Source organism: Micromonospora sp. WMMD723 (assembly GCF_049863385.1).
In the GTDB taxonomy this organism is placed as follows: Bacteria; Actinomycetota; Actinomycetes; order Mycobacteriales; family Micromonosporaceae; genus Micromonospora; species Micromonospora wenchangensis.
Map to the genome: position 1 here is coordinate 6,743,654 of NZ_JBMKNR010000001.1, position 20,206 is coordinate 6,763,859.

A 20,206-nucleotide genomic window follows, 5' to 3' on the forward strand; every position below is an offset into this window, starting at 1 on the left:
GAACTATCCGGGAGTCGCTCTATACGGCTGATAACGTAGCGTGATGGGGCCGAGAAACGTGCCCGGTAGGCAGCCGCCATCCGTGGGCGACCGGATAGCTTCGGCACGACGCAGACGCGGAATGTCCCGACGGGTGTTAGCCGACCTGATCGGTCGCAGTGAAGAGTGGCTACGGCAGATCGAAAACGGCAAGCGTCGCCTGGACAGCATCGAATACGCGATACGCATCAGCGACGTTCTCGACATCGGCGACCTGTTGACGGAGCTCGGTCTTGCCGAGGCGCACGCGTCACGGACATCGCGGCCGGCGAGCGCGGTGGCGCGGACCCGGGCGGCGATCCTCAGTGCGGTGGGCACCGATCTTCTCGGTGACGAGGCGCAGCGCCGCCCGCAGGTCGTCTCCCTGGAGCGGGAGGTCGAGGAAGCCTGGCGGATCTGGACTGGTCACGCGAACCGCTACCAGCGGACCTTCCTGCTGCTGCCCCAACTGATCCAGGACGCGTCCGCGCGGCTGCGTACCGAGGTCACCGCCGATCCGATCGCTGCCGCGCTGTCGGTGCACTATCTGGCGCGCACGATCCTGTCCCGGGTGAACGAGGAGCAGCTCGCCTGGATCATGGCCGACCGGGCGTTGGTGGCCGCCGGGCGGGTCGGCGGGGAATCGCTGTTGGCTGCGGCCTGGCACGGGGCGTCGAGCTACCTGCGGCAGGGGTGTTACGAGGAGGCGCAGCGGCTGGCTCTCGCTGCGGCGGCCCACGAACCGCCCGGCGACGCCCGGGCGGACAATCTGCTGTCGCTGCGTGGAGCGCTGCTCCTGGTGGCTGCGGAGGCTGCCGCGGCGGACCTCGATGTCGAGCGTTGCTTCCAGTTGTTGCAGGACGCCCGCCGCATCGCCCGGAACGTTCCGGACGATCTGCAGCCCCACATGATCCCGTTCGGGATGACCGAGGTGGGCATCAGCGCCGTGCAGTCCGAGATCCGTCTCGGTCGCATCGCCGAGGCGATGCGGCTGGCCGCAGAGGTGGACATCCCCGACGACTATCCGCCCGACCGCCAGGCGCGGTTCTTCATTCCACTGGCTTTTCTCCACGCCCGCCGTAACGAGGATGCCGCTGCGGCCTTCGCCCTGGGCAAGATCGCCGGCATCTCACCGGAGGACATCCGCTACGACCACCTGTGCGGTCAGGCGTTGCACCGCCTGCTGCGCCGCAACAACCTGACCATCCGCCGCGAGCTGAGTCGCCTCGCCGCACTGAGCGAGTTCCGTCCCGGGTGAGTGGGGGTGCGGCCGCTGATGCCTGAAGGCAAGATGCCGGGTTCGGCCGTGCCTCGGTGCCGGTCTCGGGACGCCAGGGTGACGACGACCTGCGGGAGAACGCCTGGCAGTCAGCTACCGGTGTGGGCCGGTCGAATGACGGTGAAGACGGCTCCCGCCGGGTCGGCGAGCGCGCAGACCCGACCGGTCACCACGTCGCGCGGCGGCACCAGCAGTCGGCCACCGCCCCGCTGGGCCCGCTCGGCGACGTCGTCCGGGTCCGTCACGGCCAGATAGACCATCCAGCCGGCGGGCAGCAGGGTATCCAGCGGCGCAGGCGTGGCGAGCCGGCCGGCGACCGGCGCGACGTCGCCGACGAGCAGGGCGTACGAGTCGTCGGGGGCACCGGGTGGCACGCTGGACCGCAGGCCCAGGGCGGCGGTGTGGAACCGGTCCGCTCCGGCCGGGTCGGTCGTCATGTACTCGTACCAGCAGGGCCGACCGGGGCCCGGGGCCACCGGGGCCGATGCGGTGCGTAGCCGGAAGCTCCCGCCCAGCGGGTCGTGCACCTCGTCGCCGGTCAGCCGGGCGCCGGCTGCGCCGGCGGCGGCCCGGACGGTGGCCTCGTCAGCGGCGCCGAAGACAGTCCACCAGCGGGCCGGGGCAGGACCGAACCGCAGATCGGCGGCGGGAACCCCGTCGGCGAGCGCGGTGCAGCCGTCGGCGGTGGCCTGGTACGTCCAGCCCAACAGGTCCTGGTAGAAGCTACGGGCAGCGTCGAGGTCGCTCGTGACGAGTTCGGCGCCGGTGGGGAACGGCCTCGTCCGGGGTGCGTTCACCTGAGTCTCCAAACCGGGGCGGTTGATCAGGGTTCAGGATGCCCCACGACTGTCCCGGCCGCCCCGCCGCCCTGCCGCGAGTCGAACGTTCGACCGAGTAGTTCGTCCAATGGGGCCGGTCGGCCCAGGTGGTAGCCCTGGCCGGCGTCCACGCCCAGCATCCGCAGCGCCGGCACCAGCGCGGCGCGCTCCACCGACTCGGCGACGGTTCGCATGCCCAGGCCGTGCGCGGCGCGCACGACCGCGTCGATGAGCACGGGATCGGCGCCGCCGTGATCCGCCTGGCGGACGAAGTCGCCCGCGATCTTGACCGTACTGAAGGGCAGGTGCTTGAGGTAGGCGAACGAGCCGAACCCGGCGCCGAAGTCGTCCAGGCTCAGCCGGCAACCGGCGTCGCGCAGGGTGCTGGCGAGGTGCCGCACCGCGGCGACATTGGTGATCGCCGCGGTCTCGGTGATTTCCAGACCGAGCCGGCTCGCGTCGATGCCGGCCGCGCGCAGGGTGCGCACCACCCAGTCACCGAAGCCCGGCGATTCCAGGGATCGAGCCGAGATGTTGATGTCGAAGCACATTCCCGCCGTCATGGCCTTGGGGTGGGCCAGCGCCTGGGTGGCGGTGGACACCACCCACCGGTCGAGCTCACCGATGAGGTCGTCACGTTCCACCGTCGGCAGGAACTCCGCCGGTGACAGGTTGGGCTCGCCGCCGTCGCGCAGCCGGATGAGCAGCTCGCGGCTGACCACTTCCCCGGTCGACAGGTCGATGATCGGCTGGGCGTCCAACCGCATCCGGTTCTCGTCGAGGGCCTTGCGGACCCGGGTCACCACGTTGACGCGCTGCACGGCGTGCCGGTACTGCTCCGGAAGGTAGAGCCTGGCCCGGTTGCGGCCGGCGTTCTTCGCCTCGTACAGGGCAAGGTCGGCGTGGGCGAGCACGGTGTCGCGGGTGTCGCCCGGTTCCAGCGAGGCGGCGCCGATGCTCAGGGTCACCCGCAGCCCGGTGCCGGCCAACGGCACGGGCGTGCGGACACTGACGTCGCAGAGCCGCTCGGCGACGGCGAGGGCGTCCTCGGCGTACGCCCCCGGCAGGACGACCGCGAACTCGTCGCCGCCCAGGCGGCCCAGCACCGTGCCGTCGGGCAGCTCATACAGCAGCCGCCGGGCCAGGACGCGCAGCACGTCGTCGCCGACCGCGTGCCCGTGCACGTCGTTGATGTCCTTGAAGTTGTCGATGTCGATCAGCAGCAACGCCGCGGACCGTTCCTGCAGCTCGGCGATCAGGTCGTCGAGGCGGGCCAGCAGGGCACGGCGGTTCGGCAGATCGGTCAGCGGGTCGCGTTCGGCCAGCTTGGTGAGCTCGTCCTGCACCCGCCGCATCGCGGTGATGTCGTGGGCGGTGCCCAGGACGCGCGCCGGCGCCCCAGCGGCATCGGGGAAGACCTCGCCGTAGCACTCGAAGACGCGCAGTGTCGCGCCGTCGGCGAGGTACATCCGATGCGTGTAGGAGAACGAGCCGCCGTCGCGCAGGGCCTTCTCCAACGTCCGTTCGATCATCGCGACGTCGTCCGGGTACAACATCTGCCGGTAGGATTCGTAGTCGAGGTGTGCATCAGCGGGCAGACCGAACATCTGCAGCAGCACGTCGCTCCAGACGACCTCACCGGTCAGTACGTTCCACTCCCAGGTGCCCACCTTGGCGAGTTGCTCGAGGTGGGCCAGCCGCCACCGGTAGTTGCGCCCACGGTCGCGTTCCTGCCGCTCGGCGCTGACGTCACGCAGCTCGTACAGGCGCAGCGGTTGCCCCTCGTGCTCCATGCCGTGACATCGCACCCGTAACCACCTGGTGGCCCCGTCGGCACCTTGCACCGGGTGGTCCACCGCGGGCCCGTCGGGCCCGATCTGCTCCAGCGGCAAGTCTGCCAGCCCGACACCCAGCCGGTGACCGGCCGGGTTGCACCAGAGAAAGCGGCCGTCCGGGTCCATTATCGCCAAGGCAATGGAGGCGGTGTCCGCCGCGAGTCCCGGCAGCGTGCTCACCTGGGGCCACCACTTCCCTTCGCCGAGCAGGGCGCAGCACGGCCACGGCTGACAGACGGTCATCCTCTCGCGACGGGCAGTCTAGCGGCCGTCCGGACGGTCCGCTCAGGGCGTCGGCGGCGAGAGCGGCGGGACCGGTCGCGATGCTGGCCGATCGAGCTCGTGGTGTCGGATTGAAGCTGGCCGGTGCGGCACATGCACCCCGGCGGCGGGCGACACGGCGCGGCAACGTCTGTTCGCACGTTCTGACGGCAAGGCGGTGGGGGAACCGGTCATCGACCGTGGTGCCGCTGCGTTGGCCGGCGCCGAGATCGTCGCGATGGATGACGACGTCGCCTCCGAAGCTCGGCATCACCCGCCGGCCACACCCCGGCCCAGGCCGCGCGAGGGTGAGCAGCCCACGCGCGCGCTGGCGCGGCGACCCCGGTCTTCCAGGAACACGACGTCCTTCTCGCGCGAGTCCTCGCTGCTCACCGGCTCTGAGGCCGCGTGGACCGGCGGCACCGCCCCACCCGTTGATCGTGCCTCGTCGGTCGCGACATGGTGCCGCACGTCCGGGTCGCGCAGGTCCGAGCGTTTCCTCCGGGTGCGGTGCCAGCTTTTTTGGCTGCAAGTAGCTGCCGCTTTTTGCGGCCCACGTGGTGTCGCGGGCAGTGGTTTCGGTCCGCCTATCGTCGGCAGCGTGACGCCCCGTTGAGGGGTCGCGGCGCGGTGGTTTCCGCGCGGTCGGTGCTGTTTTCGACAACCGGCAACGTGGTGCGCCTCGGCGAAGGGTGATGGTGACCGTGACTGTGCTCGCTGCGGTGGTTCAGGCGCGTACCGAGGTGGTGTGGCCCAGCATGTGTGGGCACAACTCGCTGTTCGTCGGCCGGATCGGCGACTGGACCTGGGACGCCGTCGGGGCGGCGTGCGGCATCGACGTGATGAACACCCATGATTCGCAGGGCCGGCCGGCCTATCTGTCGTTCTGCTACTTCCGGATCCGCGGTGGTCGACGTTTCCACCTGCGGACGCCGACGTTCGGGGACCGGCTTCATGTGGACACGGCGCTGTACCGGACGAGGGGCCAGTCGGTGCTGGCGCTGCACCGTATCGGCCGGTCGCCGCGCCGGCACGGTGACGGTTTCGACCTGCACGAGTTCGTGACGGCCGGTGACGCGGACCGCCTGTACGTGCAGACGCTCAACAGGTGGGTGGCCCGCAGCCGGGAGGGTTCGAACCGGGCGTTGCTCCGGGCACTGCCGTCGGGCTTTGCGCTCGACAGCTTGCCGGAGATTCCGCCGTCGCACTGTCCCCTTCCCACGATGCGTCGGGCACGGATGGCGTACACCCTGCGCCCGGCCGCAGCGGTGCCGTCCGGGGAGGGCCTGCGGTTGGACTATCAGATCGACCCGTCGCGTGACCTCAATGGCGTCGGTTTGCTGTATTTCGCCTCCTATTTCTCGATCGTGGACTGGGCGTTGTTGCGGTGGTGGCGGCAGCAACGCCGCACCGACGAGACGTTCCTCGGCAGGGTCGTCGTCGACCAGCAGATGTGTTATCTGGCGAATGTGGACGGGGGCGTGACGATCAGCGCCGACGTCCGGGCGTGGCGGCCGATGACGGGACCCCGCCCCCATTCGGAGTTCGTGGAGGTCGTGCTGCGTGACGGGCAGCGGAGGCTCGTCGTCAGCACGCTGGAAATTCTCACCGACGACAGCAGGTGAGCCCAGGTTCCGCCGGAACCCAACCGAGGGAGCAGTGTCGATGGCCGAGGATGTGCCCAGGGCCGGGACCGTCGGGCGCGCGCAGGCGCTGGCCGCGCTGGAGGCGCTGTGGTCCGACGCCGGGCGTCGTGATCCTTTTCCGCACGTACGGACCCTGCTGGCCCACGCCCCGGTCCTGCCGATCGGTCCGCGCCGCGCCGTCGTGCTCGGCTACCCCGAATGCGAGCAGGTCCTCAGGAACCCGGACGTGTTCCGGGTGTGCGACACGGTGTGGGCGGACCAGTCATGGCCCACCTGGCGCGACCATCCCTCGGTCTCCTCCATCTACAACGGGCTCAACCACCAGGAGGCGCCGGACAACCAGCCGGCCCGCCGGCTGCTGGTGAAGCTGTTCGGGCCGAAACAGCTGACCCGGCACCGCCCGCAGATGGAACAGCTCTGCCAACGGTACGTACGCAGGCTCGGTGGGGCCGCACGCGACGGGCGGGTGGACGTCACCGACGACCTGCTGCACCTGCCGATGGCGCTGCTCGCCACCCTCCTCGGCTTTCCCGAGTCCGACCTGCCGCAGCTGCGGGACTGGTCGACGGCGGTGATGGACGCCAACGACTTCAACCCGCCGGGAACGGATCTCACGGCAGCCGACGCCGCTGTCCACGAGCTGCGCGACTATCTGCGGGACCGCCTGCTCGGGGCCACGGCCGGACCGCGGGCGGACCTCACCGTCGACCTGGTCGGAGGGTGGCCGGCGGAGGACGTCGAGGGGCTCGTCGACAACGTCACCTTCCTGCTGGGCGCCGGCAACGAGACGTCGGCGGCGATGCTGGGCACGGGGGTGTTCCTGCTAGCCGAACAGCCGTACCTCGCCGCCCTGCTGCGCGACCGGCCGGACCTGGCGGCGGCGTTCACCCGCGAGGTGCTGCGTTACGACCCGCCGGCCAAGATGACCGGCCGGTGGGTGACCCGACCCACCACCCTCGGCGGGGTGCGCCTGCCGCAGGGGTGCATGGTGGTCGTGCAGGTGGCCGCGGCGGGCCGCGATCCGCGCCAGTACCCCGATCCTGATCGTTTCGACCCGTTCCGGTTCGCCCCGGTCAGCGCCGACGGCGTCGCCCAGGAGCCGCCCCGGTCGCTGACCCTCGGTGTCGGCCCGCACTACTGCGTCGGGTCGACGCTGGCACAACTCACCGGGGAGATCGTCTTTCCGCTCGTCGCCCGCGTCTGCGCCGGCCTGAGGGTCGCCGGTCCGGTGGTGCGGGCCGCAGGCATGGTGGTGCACGGCTGGGACCGGCTGCCGGTGGCCATCCCGGCACCGGTGCACGGGCCGGTCAACCCGCCGCAACCCGCGCGGATCGAGGGCGCGACGCTGCCCGACGCCCTGGGTCGGTTGGCCGTCGCGGCACCGGACACCGGCTGGGTGTTCCCGGGTGTGTCGCAGCGGCTGACCGCAGCGCAGCTGTATCGCGGGGCCGTCGCCGCCGGACGTGGCCTGGTCGCCGCCGGTGTCCGTCCCGGGGACCGGGTCGGGCTGCTCACGCCCACCGGCCCCGACCTGTGGCTCGGCGCGTTCGGCATCATGCTGGCCGCCGGCAGCGTGTCCGCGTTGCCGATGCGTCCGATGGGCGAGTCGCCGCAGGTGGCGGCGGCCCGCATCACCCGCATCACCGACGCCGCCGGGATGCGCCTCATCGTGGCCCACCCGCGGTACGAGCGGCTGGTCCGGGCGGTGCGCCAGCTCAGGCCGGGGCTGCGCTGCGCGCCCCTGCCGGTGGCCGGTGACCGCTGCGACCGGCTGCCCGACATCACCCCCGACGACCTGGCGGTGGTGCAGTACACCTCCGGCAGCACCGCGTTCCCCAAGGGGGTGACGCTGCCCCACGCCACCGTGCTGGCCGGGTTACGGGCCCTGCTCGCCTCGTCGGCGGTGACCGGCCGCGACAGCCTCGTCCAGTGGGTTCCCCACCACCACGACATGGGGTTCTTCACCGCCCTCGGGTACGGGCTGGCCGGGCTGCCGGTCCACATGCTCACCTCCACCGACTTCATCCGCCGACCTGTCGCGTTCCTGGAGTACCTGTCCCGGCAGCAGGTCACCGCCACCACCGGCCCCGACCACGGGTACGCACTGATGACCGAGGCGGTCGACCGGTCCGATCCTCGCGGGCTGGATCTGAGCCGGTGGCGGCTGGCGTACAACGGGGCCGAGCCGGTGCGTCCCGAAACGGTCCACCGCTTCACCGCGACCATGGCCCGGTACGGGGCCGCCGCCGGGGTGATGTACCCGGTGTACGGCCTGGCGGAGGCGACACTGTGCGCGGCGTTCCCGCCGCCGGGCAGCCTGCCGCGCATAGTCCACGTCGACCGTCAGGTTCTTGCCGCCCGCGGACACGTCCGCCACGTTGCAGCCGACGCCGACGGGGCGCGCCCGCTGGTGTCCGTCGGCCGGCCGGTGCAGGGTCTGCGGTTGCGGCTGGTCGACCCGTCCGGCGTCGAGGTGCACGACGGCCGGGTCGGTGAGGTGCAGATCATCGGTGACTCGGTCACCCCCGGCTACCTGTTCGATCCCGACGCCACCGCTGCGGCCTTCGACGGAGGCTGGCTACGCACCGGTGACCTGGGGGTACGCCTCGACGGTGACCTGTTCATCGCCGGCCGCGACAAGGACATGATCATCGTGGCCGGTCGGAACATCTTCGCCGAGGACGCCGAGCTGGTCACCCACACGGTTCCCGGGGTGCATCAGGGCCGGTGTGTCGCGTTCGCCGCAGCGCAGGCCGCCGGGCAGCTCGGTCTGGACGAGGAACACCTCGTCGTGGTCGCCGAGAGCCTGGACATGGGCCGCGCCGCTCACCTCGCGGCGGACATCCGCCGCCGGCTGCAGGGCGAACTCGGCGTCAGCGCAGTGCAGGTGCACGTCGTACGGCGGGGCACGTTGCCCCGCACCACCAGCGGGAAGTGGCAGCGCGGCGCAGCCCGCGACCTGCTCGCCGGCACCCGGATGCCCACGGTGGCATCACCGTGACCCCCTCCCGGATTCCGTCGAGAACGACACCGATAGGAGATGTCATGACAACTGTCGACGCCACCCGTTCCGAGATCGTGTCGCGGGTGACGCAGTGGGCCCGCGACGTTTTCCACGCACCTACCGCCGAGGTGGACGAGACGACGGTGCTGATGGACATCGAGGGCGCCGACTCCATCCGGATGCTGCACCTGCTGGGACGCCTCGAAGCGCACTACGGCGTCGTCCTGATGGCCGAGGACACGTGGGTGCCGGCGACCGTCGGCGAACTGGCCGAGGACCTACGGCAGGCCGTCGGCCGTCGCCCGGTCGACGGCTGACGACGCGGCATCAACCGCCTCGCCGTTCAACCCCACGCACCCCGCGACCCACCGGGCCCGCCCGGGAAGGAGGACGACGACACCGATGAGCAGACCGACCACCCACGTCGTGACCGGCGCCACCGGCATGCTGGGCAGCGCATTCGTACTCGACCTGCTGGCCCGCACCGACGATCCGGTCTGGTGCCTGGTGCGCGCCCCCACCCAGCAGCAGGCACAGGCGCGGCTGCACACACAGCTGGTCCGTACCGCGCAGGAACAGGGCCGGTCACCGGACCTGATCCGCCGTGACCGGCTCCGGGCGGTACCCGGCGACATCACCGACCTGTCCGTGGTGGCGACCGCGCTGCGGTTTCCTCCGGGTCGGGTCCTGCTGTGGCACAGCGCCGCGTCGCTGGCCTACGAACCGGGCTACTCCGCTCAGACGCAGCAGGCCAACGTCGTCGGCACCGAGCAGGTCGTCGCCCTCGCGCAGGAACACGACGCGGAACTCGTCCACATCAGCACCGCCTACGTCGCCGGCCGCCGTCGCGGCCCGCAAGCCGAGACACTCCCCCCGTCCGACCAGCCCGTCAACAACCAGTACGAACGCACCAAGGTCGCCGCCGAGCGGCTGGTCGCGGCCTCCGGGCTCACCTGGCGGATCCTGCGCCCCAGCGCGGTGGTCGCCGACAGTCGCACGCTGCGCACCAGCGCCTTCTCCGGCCTCTACGACCTGGCCACCCGGGTTGCCCGGTTCCGCCGGCAGTACGAGAAACGCCACGGCGACCGCCTGTTCGGCCAGCCGTCGAGGCTCTGCGGCGACGGCCGGGGCGAGATCAACCTCGTGCCCCTCGACCACGTCGTCGAACACGGCGTGCGCGCCGGACTCCACGGTGCCAGCGGCACCGTCTACCACCTGACCAACTCCACCGCGCCGAGCGCCCAGGAGATGTATGACGTCGTGTTCACCCGTGCGGGACTCCCCGCACCGGTGTTCGTCGACGATCCCCGCGAACTCGACGCCCTGGACCGGCTGCTGGCCAACGCCCTGGCCTTCCACCTGTCCTACACCTGCTCACCGAAGACCTTCGACAACACCCACACCACAGGCCTGACGGGCGCGTCGGCCACCGCCTTCGCGGCGCCCCGCCCCGTCATCGGAGAACTACTCGCCCGCCACCAGCCGCGGCCCCGGCCGCTGACCCGAGTCAGGAGCACCCTCGATGTCCGCTGACACCCGCCAGGAACGGAACGTCGCCGCCGTCCACCGCTGGATCGAGTACTACAACACCGACGTCCACCGCATGATCGACGACAGCTACGCCCCCGACATCAACGTCGTGTGCCCGGGGCTCATCGACATCACCGACCGCGCCCAGTTCCACGAGATCGAGCAGTCGGTGCTCGACGCCGCACCGGACCGCAGGGCCCGCATCGAGAACCTGATCGCGGCCGATGACCACGTGATCGTCGAAGCGGTCCTGTTCGGCACCGACACCGACTCCGGCACCACCTGGGAAACCCCGTGGTGCGCCATCCTGACCTTCCACGACGGCACGATCGTCACCGATCACACCTACCTGGACCGCACCCGGTGGCCGTGGGTCAAGGACCAGAAGCTCGACGGCTGACCCACCGAGATCCATCGGACGTCCGGCTGCCCGACGCACCGCACCGCCGGGCAGCCCCGCTCCCCCGGCATCCCTGCTCCCCCGGCATCCCCACATCTCACCCCGGAGTCACGATGAACCCGCTGCACCATCGCATAGGCGAGTTGCTCACCACCCGGTTCGGCGTCGAACCCGGCACCATTCGACCGGATTCCACACTCGACGAGCTTCACCTCGACTCCCTCGCCCTGGTCGAATTCGCCGAGGTCCTCCAGTCGGAGTTCGGCGTGACGATCTCCGACGACGACATCTCCCAGACAGCCTCCGTCGACGACATAGCCGCCCTGCTCACCGCCATGGGCGCGCCCCGGTGACACCCGCGCCCGTCGTCATCAGCGGTCTCGGGCTGGTCACCCCCGCCGGCGTCGGCGTGCCTGCCAACTGGGACCGTGTACTCGCCGGCCGGTCGACGGCGGTGCGGCCGCCGCAGCTGGCGGGGCTACCGGTCGATTTCGCCTGTGTGGTTCCCGACTTCGACGCCGACATACTGCTCGGCCGTCGGAAAACCTGGATGCTGGACCGCCACGCCCAGTTCGCCGTCGTCGCGGCCCGCGAGGCGGTCGGCGACGCCGGCCTGGACATCGCCGACTGCGACCCGAACCGCGTCGCCGTCATCATCGGCACCGGCGCAGGCGGCACCATCACCGCCGAGACCCAACACCGCAAACTTCTGGAGACCGGTGCCGCCCGGATCTCGGCGCTCACCCTGCCGATGGCGCTGCCCAACATGGCGACCGCTCAGGTGGCCATCGACCTCGGCGCACACGGCCCCAGCATGTCCGTCGCGACGGCGTGCGCATCCGGCGCCACCGCCATCGGTCTCGCCCGGGACCTGCTGCGCTTCGGCGTCGCCGACGTGGCGGTCGCCGGCGGCACCGATGCCGCCGTCACCCCGTACTTCGCCGCCGCGTTCGCCCGGATGAAGGCACTGTCCACCCGCAGGCACAACCCGGCCGGTGCCTCCCGCCCGTTCGACGTCGAGCGCGACGGCTTCGTGATGGCGGAAGGCGCGGGCGTCGTGGTGCTCGAAACCGAACAACACGCCCGTGGCCGGGGTGTCCGGCCACGAACCCATCTGCTCGGCTACGGTGCGTCCACCGACGCCTACCACGCGACCACCCCTGCGCCCGACGGTGCCGGCGTCGAGCGTGCCATGCGCACCGCCCTGGCCGAGGCCGGACTGGGTAGCGACGACATCGGCCACGTGAACGCGCACGGCACGTCCACTCCGCTCAACGACGTGACCGAGGCCGCCGCCGTGCGGCGGGTACTCGGTCGGGACACCGTCATCACCTCGACCAAGGGGGTGACCGGCCACCCCCTCGGTGCCGCTGGCGCCATCGAGGCGGTATACACCGTTCTCGCCCTGCGGCACGGCCTCGTACCACCCACCGCCAACGTGCAGGCGGTGGAACCCGCCGTCGACCTGGACGTCGTCGTCGACGCGCCCCGGAAGAACCAGGGCACTGCCGCGGTCTCCAACTCCTTCGGCTTCGGCGGACACAACACCGCCCTCGTCATCGCCGTCACCTGACTCCGGCGGCCAGACCAACCGGCGACCGTGCCAAGTGATGGGGGCGTGCCGTCGCCCGCTTGAGAATGTCCACGTCTTCGCGCAGCCTGCGGTTCTCCCGCCTCAGCTGCGCGAGCTCGTCTCGTTCGTTGCTTGTCAGCCCGTCGGTGCGGGCACCGGCATCGAGGTCGGCCTGCTTGACCCAGTCACGCACCGCGGTCTCGGTCAGGTCGAAATCCTGGCTGACCTGTCGAAGCGTGCGGTCACCACGCTGGCACAACTCGACGATCTCGGCCTTGAACTCCGGCTGAACGAACGCCGAGGCCGCGACCGCTTCTTCCCCATGCTCTCCATGATGATGGACATCCTCCCGGAGACCCCAGGTCCCCTGATCTTGGATGTCCGTCAAAACGGGGCAGGCCCAACTCATTTAGCCACCCGCATTGCCTGCCGGCCATGCGCCGCCTAAGTGCGTGTTTGAGAAGGTCTGATGTGGACGGCGTGGCGGCATGACATCGGCTGCCGCGGCGGGCAGGGTGGCGTGGTGTCTGCGCGTCGTGGTTACCCCTCGGACCTGACCGACGCTCAGTGGACGCTGATCGCGCCGCTGTTGCCGGAGCCGAACACCGACGGCCGGCGGGAGAAGCACCCACGGCGGGAGATCGTCAACGCGATCCTGTACGTGGTGCGGTCGGGGTGCCCGTGGCGCTATCTGCCGGCTGACCTGCCGCCGTGGCAGACGGTGTACTGGTACTTCACCCGGTGGGAAGAAGCCGGCGTGACGGAGAAACTCCTGACCACGCTCCGGATCAAGGCCCGGGTGCACCAGGGCCGCCAGCCGGAGCCGTCGGCGGGGATCATCGATTCGCAGAGCGTGAAGGGCGCCGACACCGTCGGCCGGGACAGCCGAGGCTACGACGCGGGCAAGAAGATCAATGGCCGGAAACGGTTCATCATCACCGATACCCTGGGCCTGCTGGTCACCGTGACCGTGCTCGCCGCGAGCTGGCAGGACCGCGACGGAGCCAAGACGGCCCTTCTCAGCGCTTACATGGTCACCCCGATCCGGCACGTCTTCGCCGATCAGGGATTCGCTGGTCGACTCGTCGACTGGACCCGCGACACCCTGCGGACCACGCTGGAGATCGTCCGCAAACCCGCCGACCAACGCGGCTTCGCCGTCCACCCACGCCGCTGGGTCGTGGAACGCACCCTGGCCTGGCTCACCGCCTGCCGCCGGCTCGCCCGCGACTACGAGCGCCAACCGGCCGTCTCAGCAGCCCTCATCCGCTGGGCCGCGATCGCCGGCATGACCCGCCGCATCACCCACGACCAACCAGCACGCCGTCAAGCCCGCCGCACCTTCACCTGGACCTGATCAACCCCATCTCAAACACGCACTAAGAGAGCGTTTCGCATGTCTGTCAGTCGGGTGTGTTGAGGGTGCGGCGTTGTTGGCGGGTGGCGGGTCCGCCTCGGGTGAGACGGCCGAGCATGCCGGCAATCGCGGCCCAGCGGATCATGGCCTCGGAGGTCGCGGGGCGGGTCTCGTAGTCGCGGGCCAGCCGGCGGTGGGCGGTCAGCCAGGCCAGGGTCCTCTCCACCACCCAGCGTCGGCGATGCACGACGAACCCTTGCTGGTCGGCGGGTTTCCGGACGATCTCCAGGGTGGTGCGCAGCATGTCGCGGGCCCAGTCGACCAGACGCCCCGCGAACCCGGAGTCGGCGAACACATGCCGGATCGGCGTCGCCACGTAGGTGGCGAGTAGGGCGCCCTTGGCGCCGTCGCGGTCCTGCCACGAGGCGGCCAGGACCCAGACGGTGACCAGTAGGCCCAGGCTGTCGGTGACGATGAACCGCTTGCGGCCGTTGACCTTCTTCCCGCTGTCGTAGCCACGGGTGTCACGGTGCACAGTGTCCGCGGCCCTGACCGACTGGGAGTCGATGATCCCGGCGGTGGGCTGCGGCTGCCGGTCGTGGGCCAGGCGGACCTCCTCCCGCAGCTCGGTGAGGATCCGATCGGTCACACCCCGCCGGTTCCACCGCTGGAAGTGGGAGTACACCGTCTGCCAAGGCGGGAAGTCCACCGGCAGATAGCGCCACGCGCACCCGGTACGCACCACGTACAAGATGCCGTCGACGATCGCCCGACGAGGGTGCTTCTCCGGTCTACCCATCCACTGCGGCGACGGCAGCATCGGCTCGACGAGCGTCCACTCGGCATCGGTCAGGTCAGACGGGTACCGCCGCACTCGATCCATACCCGTCTACCGACCGAACCCGGCCCATCGATCGCACCCACTGTGCGACATGCCCGACGAGCACACATCCCAAACGCGCTCTAATACTGCTACGGCAGTTGGTTAGGGGTAGCCGTGTCGTCGGTAGTGGCAGGTTCGGGCTTGGTGTTGGCGTCGTCTGCGCCATCGGGACCAGGCCCAGACGTGCTCTGGTGGGTGGGTTGATCGCACTGCGAGTGCGGTGAGGAGTCTTCGGATCTCCGGTACCGTGTAGCCGATCATCATGCCGTCGCCAGGACTGGTTCCCCTTTTGTGGTAAGGGATCGGGCGACGGACAGCCAGGCGTGGGCGGCCATCGCCAGGGTGATGTGGGCGTACCAGGCCCGCCAGTCACGGACCTGGTACTCGTCGAGCCCTGCTTCGTTCTTGGCCTGCTGGAAGCACTCCTCGATCGCCCACCTCGCGCCCGCGACACGGGCGAGGTCGACCAGACGGGTCCGACGTGGTCCGTAGCAGACGTAGTAGGCGATCTCGCCGGTAGTGATGCTGCGACGGGCCAGGAGCCAGTGTCCGCGGCCCGGCCGCCAGCAGATCCGTACCGGCACCCGAGCCCACCAGTACTCGCGTGGGCCGTGCGCGCCGGCGCCGGCCGAGAGCCGGCACCACGCCCGAGCGGGCAGACCGGCGATGAGTTGGTCGGCGCGGGCAGTTCCCATGGTGCTGGTGATCATGTCGTCGTTGCGGCGGGTCGCGACCACATAAGCCACATCCCGGTGTTCCAGCCACACCCGCAGGGACTTCGACTGCCCGTAGGCCTCGTCCATCGTCACCCACCCCACCGGCACCCCCGCGTCCAGGGCGCGGGCGAGCATGGTGCGGGCCATCTGCACCTTCGTGGCGAACTCCACCTCGTCGGGGATCCCGGCGGCCCGGCACCGGTCCCGGTCATCGGTCCACGAGGTCGGAAGGTAGAGCTGCCGGTCGATCAAGGCGTGACCCTTCGCCGAGCGGTAGGCCAGGAACACCCCGACCTGGCAGTTCTCCGTCCGACCAGCCGTGCCGGAGTACTGACGCTGCACCCCCGCCGACCGGACGCCCTTCTTCAGGAACCCCGTGTCATCGACGATCAACACCCCCGCCGGGTCACCGAGATACTCGACCACGTAGTCACGCACGTCATCCCGCACGGCGTCGACGTCCCAGTCCGCCGCTGCATCCCGTCCGGCGACACCTCACCGGCCTGCTCCGCCAAGGTCCAGCCGTTCTTACGGCCCAGACCCGAAACCAGCCCACACAGGTACTGCCGCGCCCGCCGACGCGGCTCCGACCGACGAAACCGCACCCCGACCCGAGCATGGAGCCGGTCCAGTTCCGCATGCCACCGATCGATATCAACGTCCGTCACGAGCTGACCAACGAACCCGACCCGAAGACGATTCGCCTACTGCCGTTGCAGTACTAAGACAGGACCCGAGCGGCGCGTCTCCCAAAGGGAGAACGTGGCCTGATGCGGCGCTAGTGTGGTGGCGAGGTCAAGCGTCAGGATAGTCGCGATGGGCCGGCGGTGGGTTGCGAGGCGTCGATCGGCTCCACCGCTCGCGCCTCTTGGGTAGGCATTGAGCAATCAATGACGATGGCTCGGATGCTGCGGCCGATCGGCTCAGCTGCTGCCTTTGCGCGTTCCTCCAGGTTGGCGAAAAGGGCATCGCGATTGCCTCGGATCGGGTCGTTCTTCCAGGTTCCGGCGCGGAATCCATGGCCCGAGTCGAACCAGGCGACGAGAAAGAGCCCGGCCGCGTCGGCAATCGGGGTGAGGTAGCGCTCGACGAGTTGGGTCTCGAGAGCGTCTGAAACTTCGCCGTTCCAGCAGCCCTTCACCTCGATCACCACTCTGATGATGCGACTGGTGTCTCCAGTGGCCTGCGCCTGTACGAGGAGGTCGCTGCGCTGGCCGATGCCGGTCGGCTTGAGGCGTCGTATCTGCACTTCGCGGTTGACAATGACTCCTGGGAGGTAGGCGCGGATCTGATGGTCAACGAGGTCGCTGATCTCGTCCTCCGACTTTGGCCGGCACATCGGCGGTGTCGCTCCGCATTTTCGGTGGTCCCACAGCAGGGTAGCCAGCGGCGACATGCCTTGGAGAACGTCGTCTTGAAAGTGCTGCAGGGCCTCGATGACCATCGCGAGGAGGTGGACCTCGTTGCGCAGCACGCGGCGAGCGGGTAGAAGCGCAAGACGGACTTCATTGGGACGCAGAGGATGCCAGTCTGCGCGGGCGAGGGCTGCTCGAGCCCGCGCAACAAGGCGCCGTAGATACAGATGGTCCGAGCGTCGGGTAGCGAGATCGGCCAGCACGGCGACGGCTTCGGAGGTGCCCCGCTGGGCGAGTGCCGGCAGCATCCGGTCACGTTCATGGCCGATGGTCTCCCGCGGCCCGATCCAGTGGGCACCGGACACATTCGGATCCTCGTCTGGCGGGAAGAGGTCGTACATAAGCTCCCACAGGGCCACGAGGTCGGCCTCGGCGAAGGCGTCCGTATCGAAGGCATGGCTTGCCGCGAGGTCGCCGAGGACTGCGGTAGCGGTCTCGGTGTCCTGCTGGAGCCGGTCGCGCAGCTCGTGCCACGCCCTGCTGCCCACAACTTCCAGCGCTGTGGCCGCGAAGCGCCGGAAACGCGCCGTCGGCTCCATGTTCTCCGCGATCCTGCTTAGGGCGTTATCAGGGTCGAGCACGATGAGTCGGGAAAAAGCGACTGATGCTGCCGCGTCGGTGGACGCGGGATCGTCGGCCAGCGCGGTCAGCCATTCGATCGCGTCTGATTCCAGGGCTGGCATCAAGCGCTGCAGCACGAACTGCGCGAACTCGGGTGCAATTTGCATCTCCCGCTCGGCCGCGACGCGGAATGCCTCACCCGCTTGATCGAAGGCGCAACGCAAAGAGGTTAGCAGAAGGCTGTCACTTCCGTTCCTGGGCGTGTGGATCAAAGCGGGTGCCCAGAACGCCCACCGCTCTGCCGAGAGCTCGACGGTCCCGCGCTCGGCGTTAATCAGGGCGAATGCGCGGACACCAGCGAGGGCGGCGGTGCTGAACTGGTCCGTACCGACGAGTGACTCGCCGTTGTCGGTACCTGCATGGAGATACCGGTCGGCAGATCGGACTACCTGGCGGTGTTCGACATCGTTCAGATATTTCCAGCCTGGGAGTGCGCGTACGTCGATTTCAAGCCCTTGCTCCGCGACCGGTCGGTCGGTTTCGAAGTGCGCCCAATAGCAGAAGCGAGCGAAGGCATCTGCCGGCTCTCCCGCAAGGGTCTCGATGAGGCGATCGTGGAGCTGCGCTTCGGTGGGGCCAGGGCCTTCTGCGACTAGCTCGGCTGTCGTGGGGAGTTCCTCAGGACCCGGCAAGGGGTTCAGCCAGCGGTACGCAGGGGAGGATGCATCGATCGTTTCGATAGTCTCTCGATGGTCGTCCCGACTCGGGTCGACGCTGCCCAGAAGCCAAGCGCGCATGGTGTGTGGCTGCTGTTCGATCCGGGCGTCCAGTAGCTGCGTGACCCATAGCAGATCGTCCGCTTGCAGCAGGCTCGAGCGGACAAGCCCCCAAGCGAGAACGACGTCGTCCTCCGTCCCGATCACCTGAAGGAGCAGCGACCGGCGAACCTTGTCAGGTAGTGCAGGCAGGCCTCTTTTTCTGCCATTGAGCAGTTTGCGGTCCTCAGTCAGGCAGAGCCGGATCAGACGTGCAACGTCGTCGCGAACGTTCACATCCTGGCAGTGAAGGAGCCCGGCTTCAACAATGGCGTCCTGCAGAGCATCCGGGCAGACAGGACGTCCGCTGACACGCGGCATTCCCGGCCGATCCCTCCGATCGAGCCGCGCCAGCCACTGCACGGATTCCCGCACCTCTTCGGTCGTTAGGGCGGATGCCAACATCGCCTTAGGTAGCTCCATCGAGGCGAATGCCCAGTAACTCCCGAACAAATCGGGATTAGCCGGCTTCTTGAGGTAGCGCAGCAACTCGGATGGGGAGGTTCCGGACCTCAGGCGCGCGAAAAGGCCGACACCGAGGAGGTTGTCGTCTTCGTCCGTCAGGTCATCCGCACGGTCGGCCAATGCCCGCAATGGAGTGTCGGCCTTTGGGGGAACGAGGTCGAGACTTCTTCGGCCGGCCGCATTTCGGAGCACGATCGGCTCGTCCTCCGACATCGCGAGGCCGACGAGCACATCGTTCAAGCCGACGAGTTGGTTGTCCGATACGATGCGCAAGGCCAGATATCTGGCGTCGAGGGAACGGTCCCGATCGGTGAGGTACTGGCGCGCCAGTTCCTCGATGCCTGGGTAGGTTAGCCCGGACAAATTGAGAGGCACGGCCTCGTCAAGCGAGTAGTCGTCCGCGAGCGCGAGGAGTCGGCGCAGTAGCGACTGTCTAAATTCGGGGTCGGTGAGTTCGACCTGGCTGCCGATGAATGCCGCCGGGTCGTCGTCTAGTAGGTCCTCGAACCGGCCGGGGTCGAGCGCGATGAGCCACGCCGCCACCGCCTGAACCTGAGGTGCGAGCAGCCCACCAGGCACCCGCAGCAGCGCGTCCAGCTGCGCCTTCATTAGCTTGAGATTCGACAGATGGCGGGCAGCCAGATACTCGGCGACTGTCTGGTGAGTGAACTTCAGGGTGTCGTTCGCCGCACCCTCGAACAAGGCGGTGCCTAGGACAGACGGATACGGCGCTGGTACCGGTGTCTCAGGGAGCAGGCTGGCGTAGTCATCTTCCGACAGGGAGAACTCATCGACCGGTTCGTGCAGTCTGAACCTCTTACGAGTGGTGAAGAGACTCAACACGGCGAGACGTCCCGCACCCTCTCGGAGGGCTCGGTGCTCGCCAGTGTCTCCGGCCACCTGCCGATGAGGGTTTTGCTCTTTGCACAAGCGGTCAATCGCGCGGTCGTAGAGTTCACGCTGCGTGCTCGGTAGCGCGTCACCTGCGGCTTTGTATTCGTCAAGGAGGAACTCCAGCTCCTTCGGGTGCCGGGTGAGCGGTGTTGCCTTCGCGGTGGTGACGGCTTCGAAGAACTCCTGCCCGGACACGCCGAAGGCGTCGGCAAACGTCACGACGTCGTGTTCGGTCAGGGCGATTAGATCCAGCACGGTGACGTCGTCACCGAGGGCTCGATGGAGTACCTGGTTCACGCCGGGGAGCCAGGCGGCCGTGCGACACGCAAGGACCAGCCTGACGCCTTCGGGAAGGTCGGTGACGACATCTTCGATCAGGTTCGCCAGTTGTGTCGTCGGCAACGTCGACTCATCCATGCTGTCCAACGCCAGCAGCCCGTCCGCGCCGTAGGGGCTGAGTTCGGCCAGCGCGCGCGTGATCTTTCCATGAAGATCACCGTAGGTGCCCAGGGTGATGAAGCGCGCTCGCTCGCCGAGTGACTTGACGAGACTTCGGAGTTCGACCGTCTTGCCGGCGCCTGGTGGCGCGAGCAGGACCGTGCAACGGCCTGTGACGGCGTCGGCAAGACTCAGCTGATTCGCGTCAGACGGACGGACCACGTTCCGGTCGCTGCTACTCCGGTTCATCCAGAACCGGGCAAGAGGTGTCGGGATCCGGGTCATGTGGTTGATCTTA

General features: G+C 69.0%; 13 protein-coding genes and 2 pseudogenes. 9 read left to right on the plus strand and 6 right to left on the minus strand.

The window, feature by feature from the left end:
• Positions 1–43: 43 nt before the first annotated feature.
• Positions 44–1,276 (plus strand): helix-turn-helix domain-containing protein, encoded by a 1,233-nt coding sequence (locus ACN261_RS29210; RefSeq protein ID WP_421408759.1) that lies wholly within the window; start codon positions 44–46, stop codon positions 1,274–1,276.
• 110 nt (positions 1,277–1,386) lie between these two features.
• Here ACN261_RS29210 and ACN261_RS29215 read toward each other — a convergent pair whose 3' ends face one another.
• Together ACN261_RS29215 and ACN261_RS29220 are read right to left on the minus strand one after the other, a co-directional pair.
• Entirely contained in the window at positions 1,387–2,094 is a 708-nt protein-coding gene (locus tag ACN261_RS29215) for a VOC family protein (protein WP_425853272.1), read from the minus strand.
• 26 nt (positions 2,095–2,120) lie between these two features.
• Positions 2,121–3,908 (minus strand): putative bifunctional diguanylate cyclase/phosphodiesterase, encoded by a 1,788-nt coding sequence (locus ACN261_RS29220; RefSeq protein ID WP_425853274.1) that lies wholly within the window; start codon positions 3,906–3,908, stop codon positions 2,121–2,123.
• A gap of 998 nt (positions 3,909–4,906) precedes the next feature.
• Between ACN261_RS29220 and ACN261_RS29225 the strand changes: the two genes are divergently transcribed.
• The 7 genes from ACN261_RS29225 to ACN261_RS29255 all read left to right on the plus strand — a co-directional run bounded on the left by ACN261_RS29225 (position 4,907) and on the right by ACN261_RS29255 (position 12,364).
• The gene (locus tag ACN261_RS29225; protein ID WP_425853663.1) at positions 4,907–5,836 is read left to right on the plus strand and encodes an LnmK family bifunctional acyltransferase/decarboxylase; all 930 of its coding nucleotides are present in this window, start codon (positions 4,907–4,909) and stop codon (positions 5,834–5,836) included.
• 40 nt (positions 5,837–5,876) lie between these two features.
• Positions 5,877–8,858 carry a cytochrome P450 gene (locus tag ACN261_RS29230; RefSeq protein WP_425853275.1) on the plus strand — a complete coding sequence of 994 codons (2,982 nt, stop codon included), beginning with the start codon at positions 5,877–5,879 and terminating at the stop codon, positions 8,856–8,858.
• Between the two features lie 44 nt (positions 8,859–8,902).
• Positions 8,903–9,178, plus strand: a complete 276-nt coding sequence (locus ACN261_RS29235; protein ID WP_421482918.1) for an acyl carrier protein — start codon at positions 8,903–8,905, stop codon at positions 9,176–9,178.
• An 85-nt stretch (positions 9,179–9,263) separates the two neighbouring features.
• Positions 9,264–10,394 carry an SDR family oxidoreductase gene (locus ACN261_RS29240; protein WP_421482919.1) on the plus strand — a complete coding sequence of 377 codons (1,131 nt, stop codon included), beginning with the start codon at positions 9,264–9,266 and terminating at the stop codon, positions 10,392–10,394.
• Positions 10,384–10,791, plus strand: coding sequence for a nuclear transport factor 2 family protein (locus tag ACN261_RS29245; RefSeq protein WP_421408767.1), 408 nt, complete (start codon positions 10,384–10,386; stop codon positions 10,789–10,791). Before ACN261_RS29240 ends, ACN261_RS29245 begins: the two co-directional genes overlap by 11 nt.
• A gap of 113 nt (positions 10,792–10,904) precedes the next feature.
• Complete coding sequence (locus ACN261_RS29250; RefSeq protein WP_421482920.1) at positions 10,905–11,144, plus strand: acyl carrier protein; 240 nt, start codon at positions 10,905–10,907, stop codon at positions 11,142–11,144.
• A complete protein-coding gene (locus ACN261_RS29255; RefSeq protein ID WP_425853278.1) occupies positions 11,141–12,364 on the plus strand; it encodes a beta-ketoacyl-[acyl-carrier-protein] synthase family protein in 1,224 nt (407 codons plus the stop codon). Before ACN261_RS29250 ends, ACN261_RS29255 begins: the two co-directional genes overlap by 4 nt.
• On the opposite strand, the gene ACN261_RS29260 is transcribed toward ACN261_RS29255, so the two are convergent.
• Positions 12,357–12,773 (minus strand): transposase, encoded by a 417-nt coding sequence (locus ACN261_RS29260; protein ID WP_425853280.1) that lies wholly within the window; start codon positions 12,771–12,773, stop codon positions 12,357–12,359. The two genes, ACN261_RS29255 and ACN261_RS29260, sit on opposite strands and share 8 nt — an antisense overlap.
• Positions 12,774–12,887: 114 nt before the next feature.
• Between ACN261_RS29260 and ACN261_RS29265 the strand changes: the two genes are divergently transcribed.
• Positions 12,888–13,721, plus strand: a complete 834-nt coding sequence (locus ACN261_RS29265) for an IS5 family transposase (protein ID WP_425853282.1) — start codon at positions 12,888–12,890, stop codon at positions 13,719–13,721.
• A gap of 46 nt (positions 13,722–13,767) precedes the next feature.
• Here the strand turns inward: ACN261_RS29265 and ACN261_RS29270 are convergent.
• The 3 genes and pseudogenes from ACN261_RS29270 to ACN261_RS29280 form a co-directional block, all read right to left on the minus strand.
• Positions 13,768–14,632, minus strand: a pseudogene (locus tag ACN261_RS29270) (IS5 family transposase).
• A gap of 232 nt (positions 14,633–14,864) precedes the next feature.
• Positions 14,865–15,988, minus strand: a pseudogene (locus ACN261_RS29275) (IS701 family transposase).
• A gap of 134 nt (positions 15,989–16,122) precedes the next feature.
• Complete coding sequence (locus tag ACN261_RS29280; RefSeq protein WP_425853283.1) at positions 16,123–20,193, minus strand: hypothetical protein; 4,071 nt, start codon at positions 20,191–20,193, stop codon at positions 16,123–16,125.
• Positions 20,194–20,206 lie beyond the last annotated feature (13 nt).

What these genes read in the sequence shown, in the direction of transcription:
- ACN261_RS29210 (WP_421408759.1), top strand. Translation starts at nt 44, where the DNA reads ATGGGGCCGAGAAACGTGCCCGGTAGGCAGCCGCCATCCGTGGGCGAC.
- ACN261_RS29220 (WP_425853274.1), bottom strand. Translation starts at nt 3,908, where the DNA reads ATGGAGCACGAGGGGCAACCGCTGCGCCTGTACGAGCTGCGTGACGTC.
- ACN261_RS29225 (WP_425853663.1), top strand. Translation starts at nt 4,907, where the DNA reads ATGGTGACCGTGACTGTGCTCGCTGCGGTGGTTCAGGCGCGTACCGAG.
- ACN261_RS29230 (WP_425853275.1), top strand. Translation starts at nt 5,877, where the DNA reads ATGGCCGAGGATGTGCCCAGGGCCGGGACCGTCGGGCGCGCGCAGGCG.
- ACN261_RS29235 (WP_421482918.1), top strand. Translation starts at nt 8,903, where the DNA reads ATGACAACTGTCGACGCCACCCGTTCCGAGATCGTGTCGCGGGTGACG.
- ACN261_RS29240 (WP_421482919.1), top strand. Translation starts at nt 9,264, where the DNA reads ATGAGCAGACCGACCACCCACGTCGTGACCGGCGCCACCGGCATGCTG.
- ACN261_RS29245 (WP_421408767.1), top strand. Translation starts at nt 10,384, where the DNA reads ATGTCCGCTGACACCCGCCAGGAACGGAACGTCGCCGCCGTCCACCGC.
- ACN261_RS29250 (WP_421482920.1), top strand. Translation starts at nt 10,905, where the DNA reads ATGAACCCGCTGCACCATCGCATAGGCGAGTTGCTCACCACCCGGTTC.
- ACN261_RS29260 (WP_425853280.1), bottom strand. Translation starts at nt 12,773, where the DNA reads ATGAGTTGGGCCTGCCCCGTTTTGACGGACATCCAAGATCAGGGGACC.
- ACN261_RS29280 (WP_425853283.1), bottom strand. Translation starts at nt 20,193, where the DNA reads ATGACCCGGATCCCGACACCTCTTGCCCGGTTCTGGATGAACCGGAGT.